The organism is Pelosinus propionicus DSM 13327, assembly GCF_900114615.1.
Taxonomy (GTDB): domain Bacteria; phylum Bacillota; class Negativicutes; order DSM-13327; family DSM-13327; genus Pelosinus; species Pelosinus propionicus.
Genome location: NZ_FOTS01000024.1, coordinates 17,144 through 29,893, shown reverse-complemented (window position 1 = coordinate 29,893; position 12,750 = coordinate 17,144). Strand labels below are relative to the sequence as shown.

Annotated in this window: 9 protein-coding genes; 6 read left to right on the top strand and 3 right to left on the bottom strand. The window is 39.7% G+C overall.

Features of this window, described 5'->3' with window-relative positions; translation table 11 throughout:
* Positions 1 to 29 precede the first annotated feature (29 nt).
* From BMZ99_RS13740 to BMZ99_RS13730, 3 genes are all read left to right on the top strand, one after another.
* Entirely contained in the window at positions 30 to 1,001 is a 972-nt protein-coding gene (locus BMZ99_RS13740; protein ID WP_090938249.1) for a methionine ABC transporter ATP-binding protein, read from the top strand.
* Complete coding sequence (locus tag BMZ99_RS13735) at positions 994 to 1,653, top strand: methionine ABC transporter permease (RefSeq protein WP_090938247.1); 660 nt, start codon at positions 994 to 996, stop codon at positions 1,651 to 1,653. Before BMZ99_RS13740 ends, BMZ99_RS13735 begins: the two co-directional genes overlap by 8 nt.
* Positions 1,654 to 1,824: 171 nt before the next feature.
* Positions 1,825 to 2,277 carry an N-acetyltransferase gene (locus BMZ99_RS13730; protein WP_090938245.1) on the top strand — a complete coding sequence of 151 codons (453 nt, stop codon included), beginning with the start codon at positions 1,825 to 1,827 and terminating at the stop codon, positions 2,275 to 2,277.
* 60 nt (positions 2,278 to 2,337) lie between these two features.
* On the opposite strand, the gene BMZ99_RS13725 is transcribed toward BMZ99_RS13730, so the two are convergent.
* The 3 genes from BMZ99_RS13725 to BMZ99_RS13715 all read right to left on the bottom strand — a co-directional run bounded on the left by BMZ99_RS13725 (position 2,338) and on the right by BMZ99_RS13715 (position 5,531).
* A complete protein-coding gene (locus BMZ99_RS13725) occupies positions 2,338 to 3,903 on the bottom strand; it encodes a DHA2 family efflux MFS transporter permease subunit (RefSeq protein WP_090938243.1) in 1,566 nt (521 codons plus the stop codon).
* Positions 3,896 to 4,954 (bottom strand): HlyD family secretion protein, encoded by a 1,059-nt coding sequence (locus tag BMZ99_RS13720; RefSeq protein WP_090938240.1) that lies wholly within the window; start codon positions 4,952 to 4,954, stop codon positions 3,896 to 3,898. Before BMZ99_RS13720 ends, BMZ99_RS13725 begins: the two co-directional genes overlap by 8 nt.
* Before the next feature lie 121 nt (positions 4,955 to 5,075).
* A complete protein-coding gene (locus BMZ99_RS13715; RefSeq protein ID WP_090938238.1) occupies positions 5,076 to 5,531 on the bottom strand; it encodes a MarR family transcriptional regulator in 456 nt (151 codons plus the stop codon).
* 242 nt (positions 5,532 to 5,773) lie between these two features.
* Between BMZ99_RS13715 and BMZ99_RS13710 the strand changes: the two genes are divergently transcribed.
* From BMZ99_RS13710 to blaOXA, 3 genes are all read left to right on the top strand, one after another.
* A complete protein-coding gene (locus BMZ99_RS13710; RefSeq protein ID WP_090938236.1) occupies positions 5,774 to 9,661 on the top strand; it encodes an acyl-CoA dehydratase activase in 3,888 nt (1,295 codons plus the stop codon).
* 280 nt (positions 9,662 to 9,941) lie between these two features.
* Positions 9,942 to 11,621: a hydroxylamine reductase gene (gene hcp, locus BMZ99_RS13705; RefSeq protein WP_090938234.1), complete on the top strand. Its 1,680-nt coding sequence runs from the start codon at positions 9,942 to 9,944 to the stop codon at positions 11,619 to 11,621.
* A gap of 215 nt (positions 11,622 to 11,836) precedes the next feature.
* Positions 11,837 to 12,661 (top strand): class D beta-lactamase, encoded by an 825-nt coding sequence (blaOXA, locus tag BMZ99_RS13700; protein WP_090938232.1) that lies wholly within the window; start codon positions 11,837 to 11,839, stop codon positions 12,659 to 12,661.
* Positions 12,662 to 12,750: the final 89 nt, after the last annotated feature.

Genomic DNA, 12,750 nt, shown 5'->3' with positions numbered 1-12,750 from the left:
AGTATATGATATGTAAGGAGGAAGAGATTTTGATAGAAATCAGTAATTTACAAAAATCATTTAATGAACGCAAAATTTTAAAGAATATTAGTTTTACGATTGATGATGGAGAAATCTGCGGATTGGTTGGCCGAAGCGGTGCTGGAAAGTCTACGCTGCTGCGGTGCATTAATGGTTTGGAAAGTTATGACGCCGGCAGTTTAAAAATTGATGGTTTTGAGGTTAAGAATCATAGTGAAAAAGAAATAAGGCAGTTTCGAAAAAATATTGGCATGATTTTTCAAAGTTTTTCTTTAATGGAACGAAAAACAGTGTATCAAAATGTGGCATTGCCTATGGAATGCTGGGGCTATGGAAAAGAAGAGATTGATAAGCGTGTGAAAGAACTATTAAAAATAGTTGATATTGAGGATAAAATTCATGAAAAGCCGCGTTCCTTAAGCGGTGGTCAAAAACAAAGAGTGGCAATTGCCAGGGCACTGACCCTGCACCCTAAAATTCTGCTTTGTGATGAGGCTACATCAGCCTTGGATCCTAAGACAACCCAGTCCATTTTATTGCTGCTTAAGAAAATTAATGAGACGTTAGGAATTGCTGTTGTCTTTGTTACCCATCAAATGTCTGTTGTAAGGCAGATTTGCCATAAAGTTTGTATCCTGGAAAATGGCGAGATTATGGCAAAAGGGGCAGTAAATGAGGTTTTCATGGATCAGCCCCAATCCTTAAGAAACCTTCTAGGGGAAAATGAAGAGGTGATTTTGCCTCAAGATGGCGTAACTATAAAAATCAGCTATAGCGGGGAAAATGTCAATGATCGATTATTGTCAGATATGGCACAAAAGATAGGTGTTGGTTTTTCATTAGTATGGGCAAAAACAGAAAAGTATCGAGATACGGTATTAGGTTTTGTCATTATTAATGTTGATAAAAACCATATATCTCTTGTAGATAAATACCTAAATGACGTAGGTGCCAGATGGGAGGTGCTAACGAATGAGTGAGTCAATTTATGAACTAATTCATACCATCGTTATCCCGGAATTTTCAAAGACCCTATATATGGTGAGTGTTGCAACCGTTTTATCTGCAATCGTTGGTACAGTATTAGCCATCGTATTAATCATTACCCATAAAGAAGGGTTAAAGCCGAATAATGTTGTATATCAGCTATTAAATACCGTAATTAATATTATCCGTTCCTTTCCTTTTATTATATTAATTGTAGCTATTATTCCTTTGACTAGGGCAATTGTAGGAACTTCTATTGGTGAAAATGCTGCTATTATTCCTTTGACTATTGCGGGTGCTCCATTTGTTGCCAGGATTATTGAGAGCAGTCTGCGGGAAGTAGACAAAGAACTGATTGAGGCTGTTAAGTCTTTTGGAGCCAGTAATTTTCAGATTATATTTAAAGTCATGCTGCCCGAGGCAGTACCTTCTGTAATTTCGGGTATAACCTTAGCGATTATATCGATTTTAGGATCGACAGCCATGGCAGGCGTCGTAGGCGCTGGCGGTCTGGGAGCTGTTGCCATAACCTACGGATATGCAAATTTTGATAATACGATTATGTATGGAACAGTTTGTATCCTTATTATTCTGGTACAAGTCATTCAATCTTTGGGTAATTTTTTATATAAAGCGTTGAAGTAGCACATTCTTGACTAACATTCTATAAAAGCTTGTATATGGATTGCTCATCTGCCAAAAATATAAGATTTAATCTCAACGACTGTAAAGTATATTTATTTAATAGATAAATGGATTGTGAAAGTATTTTTATTAATGTATAATGTATAATTATACGTTAAGGGAGTGGTATAAGTGCTTTATCGTAAAGCTACATTCAAAGATGTAGAAACCATGTACACATTAATCAACGCTTATGCTGAACAAGGATTGATGTTAGGGCGTTCGCGTAATATGCTATATGAATGTCTGCGAGACTTTGTTTTGGCAGAAGATAATGGAGAAGTTGTTGGCATGGGAGCGCTGCATTTAGTATGGGATGCGCTTGCGGAAATTAGAGCAATGGCAATCGCACCTCATGCCACGAAATCAGGCATTGGTCGCAGCATTGTACAGGCGTTAATTGAAGAAGCAAAAACCTTAGAGATAAAGACAATCTTTACCTTGACTTATCAGCCTGGATTTTTTATAAAACAGGGTTTTAAAGAATTATCAAAAGATCAATTGCCTCATAAGGTCTGGAAAGAATGTATTAACTGTACTAAGTTTCCCAATTGTGATGAAATTGCTCTCAACATAGAAATATAAAAAGAATGGGCATTACTCCTTTGGGAGTAATGCCCATTCTTTCTTTATCGTGGAATTGCTCTAATGTGATGCCATGGGAGCACTTTTTTTCTGAAGTGAGTTGCTTGGCATAAAGAGAGCGATAATAGCCAGAACCACCAATATAATGGCTACGAAGTTATAAGCATCGCGGTAGGCAAGAATATTTGCCTGTTGAATAAGTTCTTGATAGATTTTGGCGATTGCCATTTTAGATGCTTGAACAGCTGGCACACCTAAATTCATAATCGACTGGGTGTAGTTTGCAATTGCGCTTTGATAACCAGGATCAGCAGTAGTTAGGTGCTGTACCAGATGTGCTTGTTCGATTTGCTGGCTGTGTATGAGTTTGTTTGTTACTAGTGCAATGCCAATGCTGCCGCCCAAATTGCGCATTAAAGATACAATTGCCGAGGCATTACTGCTGCTTTCTGGAGGAATTTTTGAAAATGCCAGTGTACTGGCAGGTATAAATAAAAAGGGAATGCCGACTGTTTGCAGGGCACGTACCAAGACGAAGGTTCCATAACCCGTTTGCGGAGTGACGAGTCCAGTTGCCCACATACCTACAGCGCTTATTAGCATGCCAAAAGAAATAAGATACTTTGCCTGAATTTTATTTACTAGTTTACCAACGATGGGCATCATAACCAAGGTCGCAATCCCACCAGGTGAAAGTACAAGTCCTGATAGTGTTGCGTCATACCCAAAGCTTGTCTGCACTAGCATAGGTAATAACATGGCGCTTGAGTAAAGAGCAAAACCAACAAAGAAGATCATGAGGCAGGGTAAGCTAAAACTGGGAATGGAAAATAGTTTTAACTCAACTACCGGGTTTTTCTGCTGTAATACCCAGAAAACAGCTAGTATAAGGCCAACTGCAGCAATGATTGCAAAAATTACGATAAAAGAACTGTCAAACCAATCTTCCTGTTGCCCTTTATCCAGAACAATTTGTAAAGCTCCGAGGCCAAGAGCAATTAGGCTAAGACCAATATAGTCGATGGAGTCGACTTTTTGTTTTCGTGCGCTGGGAGGGTCTACGACCAAATTATTGACTAAAAAGGCTGCTAACAAGCCGACAGGCACGTTCATGAAAAAGATCCATCGCCAGCTGAAGTTATCAGTGATGACTCCTCCTAATGTTGGTCCCAATATGGGGGCTAGCACAGTCGTTATTCCAGTGATGGCAAATGCCATTCCCAACTTTTCTGCGGGAAAACTGTCTTTAATGATGGCCTGCTGGCTAGGCTGTAAGCCCCCGCCTGTCAAACCCTGCAATAATCGAAATACAATTAGCATAGGCAGCGAAGTGGCAATACCGCATAGAAAAGAGGTAAGAGTAAATCCTAAAATACAGAAGATAAAAAAGTTCTTGCGTCCCATTAGGGCGGATAACCAGCCGGACAGGGGCAAAATAATACCGTTAGCTACCAAGTAAGAGGTAAGCACCCAGGTGCTTTCCTCTGAACTGGCGCCCAGTGAGCCGGAAATGTGAGAAAGTGCAACATTGGCAATTGTTGTATCCAATACTTCCATGAAGGCGGCAAGACTAACGGCGGTTGATATCAAAAGAGGGTTTACTGGTTTTAGTGCATCGTCACTCATGACGGTATCCCATAGCTGATGTGTGAACTGTCGGTACTACCGACATGCCAGGTCCCAAATGAATAGCAGCATCTGGCAAGCTGTCAAACACAATTTTTACGGGAACGCGCTGTACGATTTTAACAAAATTTCCAGTAGCATTCTCAGCTGGAAAAAGAGAAAAATGAGAGCCTGTACCAGCTTGGATGCTGTCTACCTTGCCTTGTAGCTTTACATTAGGGAAAGCATCGATCTTGATATCAACAGATTGTCCAGGTTGCATATGTTCTAACTGTGTTTCTTTGAAATTGGCAACAATCCACAAGTCTGTGCCGACTAAAGAGGCTAATTGGCTTCCGGCCTGCACATAATTACCGATTTCTACACTGCGGTTTGTAATTCTTCCATCGATAGGGGCTATAATTTTGGTATTTGCCAGATCATTTTCAGCTTGGGCAAGATCTACTTCGGCTTGCTTCACTTGGGCTTGCAACTGCTCATTTGTTCCTTTGGCCGCTGCAATCACACTTGGTGCGGTATTAGCTGAATGAAGACCTGCTCGCATTTGATCCAGAGCAGAGCGAGCTGACTTTTCTGTTGCAACTGCTTGATCCAGCTGCTGCGATGAACAGGCACCAGCATTGAATAAACTTTCCATACGTTGTCTATCAGCTAGCGCTTTTTCCCATGTTGCTTGTGCGGAGGACACCTGAGCAATTGCCGCATCGATGGTAGAGGGAGCAGAGACCGTAGCTGTCTCTAAGTTACTGTGAGAAGCATTGGCTGCTGCTTGAGCGGCAGCTAATGCAGCTTTGGCTCGGTCTCGCTTGACGATATAATCAGTAGGATCAATTTCTAATAGTACATCGCCGGCCTTTACTAATTGATTGTCTTGTACATTCAACGCTTTCACATAGCCTTGTACTTTTGGACTTAGTACCACCGTGCGGCCATCAATGCCGGCATCGTCTGTTGACACTTCACCGCGTTGTGAATAGTAATAGGCACCGACTCCACCAAGGACGAGCAAAAGTACGATCATAATTTTCATGACTTTTGTAGTAACTTTCATAATATCACCTTTTCCTAAATATTAAGATTCATATACTATGGCAAACTGTTTAATAAAGAGAGACAAGTAGTGCAATAGGCAGTGTTAGCGAAATATTTACCTAGTAAACATTTCGCTAACACTATTTTTCTTTTCCAATTCTATCAATGTACTTTTCAACTTCATGCATGATATCATGAAACATACGTAATTCAGATTCTTGTAATGAATCGAACTTCTTAATAATGCCCTGGTCGAGTTTCTTGTGAAATTCAATGTGGCTTTGAAAAGCCGAATGTCCTTTTGGGGTAAGGGTAAAGAGAACCATTTTTTTATTGTCTTTTGCCTGATAGCGATGGATTAATTCTTTTTGTAGGAGCTTACATATGATCTTAGGAACAGCCCCCTTTGTAATACCTAATTTATTGGCGATTTCTGTAACATGAATTCCTGGATTTCGACCAATAACGTCAATCATGTGAATTTCAGAGGCATATAAAACTTCGGTCCCAAAAACTAGCGGCTCAGCCATAAATTCTGAGGCTTTATGGATCATTCGCAACATTGTTTCCAGTACGCACTGACTTTGATTAGGCATTTGACTACTTCCTTTGCTTTATGGGATGCAATTTTTTAGTTGCATAGTAATAGTATACCAAGTAAACGATAGGTGTCAAGTAATACTTTATTGCTGCGTTTCTAAGTTGATATCATTTAAGAACATGTTAGACATTTTCTTCTTTTAAAAGCGTAGCAATGGCTACCGAATTGCTAGATTGATTATAGTATAATTGGCCTAATCAGAGTACATGATAATCAAAATCAGTAAGGGGTGACGTAATGGTTCGTTTAGGCATAGATATAGGTTATTCCACATTCAAATATGTCATTTTAGATGACCGTGAACGAGAAATAGGCAGTGAATATTTGTTTCATCGCGGCAATATCGATGCAGCATTTAGGAATATGCTGCAGAAAATAGAAAAGGAATATAAAGTCGAAGAATTTTATTTTGGCATCACCGGCGAACAGGCAGAAGGAATGCCTGCTTTGAAGAATTATTACCTTAATGAAGTCACGGCGTTAATCGAAGGCGCTTTTGCCAGTAATGACTCATTGCAGAGCATCATTGAGCTGGGAGCACAAAAAGCAAAGTGCATTACAAATTTATCGGCACAAGACCGAACACATATCAAATTTTCCATGAATTCAAGCTGTTCTGCCGGAACTGGATCTTTTTTGGAAGAACAAGTTTCTCGGCTGGGAATTAGTCTGTATGAGTATTCCGATTACACGCAAAAAGCGACAAACATACCCCGGATTGCCGGACGATGCAGCGTGTTTTCCAAAACCGATATGATTCACCATCAACAGGAAGGTGTAAAAACGGAAGATATATTATTAGGATTAGCTTACGCTCTGGTGCGAAATTTTAAAGCCAATGTGGTACAAAAAGCGATTCTTGCAAAACCGGTGATGCTCACTGGAGGTGTAGTGCATAACAAAGGCGTTATAAAGGCATTAAAAGAAGTATTTGCGTTAGAAGATGAAGATATCTTGATACCAGAAAATTTTGATAAGATGATTGCTTGGGGTGCGGCTCGTCTTGCTAATGAAAAAAGGCAAGTAGTAACGTTGGAAGAGCTTAAAAATGCTGCTGGTTTTTCAAGTAAAAAGGATGCACGAAATGATGGTTATCCCGCCTTATATCCCTTCGGTCAAAATGAGAGCATTCATAAACATGACTGCCAGCATGTGGCTAACCGTTATGAGGGATATTTAGGAATTGACATTGGCTCTACCAGTACGAACCTGGTATTAATCGATGATGAGAAACATGTGATTGCATACCGCTATTTGCGTACAAAAGGAAATCCTAGACAGGCTGTTCGCGAAGGAATGGATTCTTTACAGGAACAGTTTGAGCATCGCCTTAGGATAAAAGGTATAGGTACTACGGGATCAGGGCGCTATCTCATTGGGAATGAATTAGAAGCAGCAGTCATTGTAGATGAGATTACTGCCCAAGCCAAAGGTGCGGTAGAGGCTGATCCTGAGGTGGATACTGTTTTTGAAATCGGCGGACAGGATTCTAAATATATCAGCATACAAAACGGTATGGTTGTGGATTTCGAGATGAACAAAATATGCGCCGCAGGAACAGGGTCATTTATTGAGGAACAGGCAAAAAAATTAGATATTCCAATAGAAGAATTCTCCCAGCTGGCGCTGCAAAGTGAAAACCCTTTGAATTTGGGAGATCGATGTACGGTGTTTATTGAAGGAAATGTTGCCAAAGCCTTGGCAAGTAATGAAAGTAAGGAAGATATTGCCGCAGGACTGGCTTACTCCATTGTAAGCAACTATCTAAACCGTGTGGTGGGAAATAGAGCCATTGGCAATACAGTGTTCTTACAGGGAGGGATTGCTCATAATCAGGCGGTGGTCAACGCATTTCGTGCGGTTCTAAAACGTAATATCATCCTGCCTAGATTTTTTAGCGTGACTGGTGCATTAGGTACTGCACTTTTGGTCAAGGAGAAGCTGGCGCAAAATGTCGACATTGTCAGCAAAAAGGTGGGCACTTCCATCTCACGAAATGTGGATCAGGAAATGGAAGGTTTATTCTTAAAAGGTTATACCGGCGCCATTGATTCTGAAAAGCTTACGATTGGTATTCCCAGAGTCTTATTCTTGCACAAATTGTTTCCAATGTTTCATGAAATCTTTAAAACACTAGGCTTTAATGTAGTTCTGTCCAAAGCAACCGATGAGGAAATTGTGGCTCTTAGCCAGGAGTATTCTTTAGAGGAAACCTGCTATCCCATAAAGCTGATCAATGGTCATGTAGCTTCTTTATTAAATCAAGGCGTTGATTATATTTTTCTGCCAAGTTTGTACACCATGAAGCATGATGTATCAAAATCCCGGGAAGATTATGCCTGCGTATACATGCAGACCGCCTCGCAGATTGTTTCCCATGTGATGGACATAGAGAAAAAAGGTGTGAAATTATTAGCTCCAGCCCTTTCCTTCAAGTTCGGCAAAATGTACATGATGAAGACTTTACTGCGTATGGGAAAGGAATTAGGGAAAAATAAAGGGCAGATGGTATTTGCCATTATGAAAGGCATGGCTAGGATGCAGGAATATAGCCGTGATGTGGAAGTCTTGAGCCAGGAATTGGTTAAGAGTCTTCAAGATGAGGAAAAAGCCTTTGTGATTATGACCAGAACCTATAATGTAGCCGATCCTGTACTGAATATGAAGATTCCCCAAACCTTAAGGAAGATGGGCTATAAGGTACTAAACCTTGCTAACATTCCGGCTTTTGACTACGATGTTTCAGAGGATCATCCCAATATGTATTGGCCCTTTGGACAACATATTTTAGCCGGAGCAAAGATTGTACGGGATATGCCAAATCTGTATCCCATCTATATTACCAATCATGGATGCGGCCCAGATACGGTACTGAGTCATTATTTCAATGCCGAAATGCAGGGGAAACCATATTTGCATATTGAGGTTGACGAACACTCATCAAGTGTCGGGGTCATTACCCGATTAGAAGCTTTCATCAATAGTTTGGATCATTATGATGCAAAAGCGGCGATAGAAAAATCAGTACCTCATACCACTCAGAGTAAAGAAGAAATCATCCAGGGAAAGCTGTTATTGCCAAATCTTTATCCCTATAGTCAAGTTTTATGTGAATGGTTTACATCCAAGGGAATTGCAGCAGATATTTTACCGCCAACCAGCCAGCAGTCATTAGAAGTGGGAAAAGGATTTACCAAATCTAAGGAATATGTATCGATGTTTTCCTTATTGGGGGACATCTTCTATCATTTAGAGAAATCTGAAGAGAAGAGAATTAAGCTGTGGTTGCCCCAAAGTGAAGGCAGCGAGGTGTATGGACAGTACGGAAGGCTGGTAAATGAAAAATTAAAAGGCGCAGGCTATCAAGGGGAAGTGGTTTCTCCATTTATTGAAGACTTACTGGTAAGTAAAGAGTATGGCTATGACTTTGCATTAGGGGTTATGGCGGCTGATTTAGTTCAAGCTTCTGATCCAATGGATCGGGAAATGATTCTGCTGAAAGTGCTGGAGTTAATCAGGAACAATAAGATAAATGAACAGAACCTGATCCAGCTTTCTCAAGAGGTGTATCGAAATTTGCAGAAAAATTCATATGATAAAAAGATCATGGTTCTGGGAGAATGGAGCGTTATATTCAATGAATATCTGACGAATTCTCAATTAAAAGGTTTAGAGAAAAATCATAAAATGATGTACCAGCCTTTATCTGAGGTTCTGCTGTTTACAGGGTATGAGAGCCTCAAGAAGACCTCTAAGAACCGAAAAGGATGTAAAGAGCAGCTAGAGAAAGTAAAAGATGTAATGAAGACTATTTCATATGGGTTGGCAGAATATAGTCCTTTTGATAGGGATATTGATGAGTTATTGAGAGAGGCTGATGGGAGGCTGCCCCTATATGCCGGAGGGGCGGGACGCTATCGACTTGCCAAGATCTTTCGCTGCCCAGAGCATGTGGATGGGGTTTTGACAGTGAGTTCCATGTACGAAAATACAGCAACTATACAGAAACTCTTGAGAGACAGAGATAAAGACGAGATCAAGCATCCTGTACTTGACCTGACCTTTGATGGATCGAGTCATAGTAATAATAAAGAGTTACTTGATACGTTTATGCACTATATATAAGAACTAGACGATAGGGAAAATTCGCAGATATAAAAATGCCCTGAAGACGATAACTCGTTTTCAGGGCGTTTGCTCTACCTATAGAAAGCATAAGCTTCTTCTGCACTCTTCATCAGAACATCGTTGGCTTTGGATAGGGAAAAACGAGTATAACAAGAATCATTGTAAGGAATAATAAAGAAGTAAATAGATAGCAGTGGATTGTGAAATACTTATGCCTCAGAATTTGTATAGGAGATAAAGCAATTTACTAAAAGGCAGAATAAAAGGGGAGACTAAAATGGATAATTCAATGTTTTGTTATCAGTGTGAGCAAACCTTTGGCGGGAAAGGCTGTACCAAAAGTGGGGTTTGTGGAAAAACACCAGAAATTGCAAATTTGCAAGATTTATTAATTTATCAGTTGAAAGGAATTTCTTGCTATGCTAAGCCTTTAATCGAGCAAGGAAAGAAAATTGATCAAGAAATTGTAAAATTTGTAGAAAATGGCTTATTTACAACGTTAACAAATGTAAACTTCGATGCCCAGGTACATGTGAATTTAATAAAGGAATCACAAAAGATAAAAGAAAAGTTGAGAAATTTGGCACCAGAGGGGCAATATCCAGAAGCAGCTACTTTTAATGTGAGTAATTCCAAAGAAGAAATGCTGAAAGAGGCAGTGAAAGCTGGAATTATGTATGATCAGAATCTGGATGCTGATATCAGGTCCTTACGATCAACCGTATTATATGGATTAAAGGGTATAAGTGCCTATGGACATCAAGCTCGATTTATTAACTACCATAGTGATCAAGTAGACCAATTCTATTTCTTAGGTTTAGAAGCTACAACGAATGATCGTTTAACACTTGAAGAAATGATACGGATGGTAATGAGAACCGGGAACATGAGTGTAGAAGTAATGAAGATGCTGGATGAGGCCAATACTACAACATACGAAAATCCTTCTCCTCACAAAGTGAATGTAAATGTGAAGAAAGGCCCATTTATCATTGTGTCCGGTCATGATTTAAGAGATCTAGAGATGCTGCTTGAACAAACAGAAGGCAAGGGCATTAATATTTATACCCATGGTGAAATGCTGCCCGCTCATGGATATCCTGCGCTGAAGAAATATAAGCATTTAGTCGGTAACTATGGTTCTGCCTGGCAAAATCAACAAAAAGAATTTGATGAAATACCAGGATGTATTTTAATGACGACGAACTGTCTGATGAGACCAAGAGAAACCTATAAGGATAGAATCTTTACAACAAGTGTTGTAGGCTGGGATGGAGTAAAATATATTGGGGCCTCTGGCGACGGAACTAAGGATTTTAGTGAAATCATTAAGAAATCACTGGAGCTGGGTGGATTCAAAGAAGAGGAAGAGAAAAAAGAAATCCTCGTTGGTTTCGGACATCATGCAACATTATCCCATGCCGAAGCCATTGTGAATGCAGTTAAGGATGGGAAATTAAGACATTTCTTCTTAATCGGCGGCTGTGATGGGGCAAGACCAGGCAGAAGTTATTATACCGAGTTTGCCCAAATGGTCCCTGAGGATTGTGTTATTCTTACGTTAGCTTGCGGTAAGTACCGATTTAACAAATTGGATTTTGGAACGGTGGCTGGTTTGCCAAGATTACTTGATATCGGACAATGTAATGATGCCTATTCAGCAGTTCGAATCGCTACAGCATTAGCGGATGCTTTTGATACCGATGTGAATTCTCTGCCGCTTTCGATTATACTTTCCTGGTATGAGCAAAAGGCTGTTGCTGATTTATTAGCATTATTATCACTAGGGATCAATGGAATGTACTTAGGACCAAGTTTACCAGCCTTTATATCCCCAAATGTACTGCAATACCTTGTGGAAACCTTTGCTATAAAGCCAATCAGTACACCGGAAGACGATTTAAAAAGCGCTCTTAAGCAAACTAATTTAGAGTATGCTGGAGCAACTCTTGCTTAAAGCCATGATCGAATTGTCATAATGGTGAATAAGACGATCGTTCCTGGAAGGTAATGACTAAGAGATTAAGTTAGAAACCTAAAGAAGTTAATGTATGGCTTCTTTAGGTTTCTTATTTTGCTAAAATTAGGAATGTGTTAGTATGCTGTTATTGTTTTTAGTATTTTACAATATTATAATGAGAGACAATAATAGAAATTTATGAGGTGATAATAATGAAAAAGCAAAGGATCGTGATGTTAATAATCCTCTTTCTTATGGTAGGTTCGGTTGCAGCTTCTTGTTCCAGTAAAATAAAATCCCCTGAGTCGCTGGATGTCGCTGCTGTTAATGTGGATGAATTTTTCTCCAAGGGTGAAGGAACCTTTATTCTCAAAGATTTAGAATCAGAAAAAATGTTTGTTTATAACAAAGAAAGAGCCGGAAATCAAACGACCCCAAACTCTACATTTAAGATTATGAATTCATTAATTGGTTTGCAAGTGAAAGCAGTTAAAGATGAATATGAGATTAAACATTGGGATGGTACTAAACGCACATTAGATAATTGGAATCAAGATCATACACTTGGCTCAGGCATGCGTAATTCTGTTGTCTGGTATTATCAAGAAATGGCTCGTGACATTGGCAAAGAGCGTATGCAGGAATGGCTGGATCGCTGTTCTTACGGGAATCGTGATATTAGTGGAGGAATTGATCGGTTTTGGCTCAATAGCTCATTAAAGATTTCTCCATTAGAGCAGATTGATTTTCTTGAAGGGTTATATCGAGAAACTCTTCCCTTCGATAAAGGCGTAATGAAAACCGTTAAGCGGATCATGATTCAGCAGGAAGGTGATGAGTACATACTATATGGAAAGACAGGAAGCTCAGGATTTGAAAATGGCCTGTCAACAGGGTGGTTCGTTGGTGTCGTTGTTATAAAGGGACACCCTTATGCATTTGCGACTAATCTTGATAGCCAGGAAGGAATTGCTGGACCGGTCGCTAAAAAGGTGACGATTGAGATCCTCCAGAAATATAACTTAATTACTCGATAGCAATTGGTAGTTGCTGAACCGGTAAAATGCAGTACGTAGTCAGGTAACCTTTTAGTATTGAAAGAGAGGGAGTAAAAGAGTATAGTAAA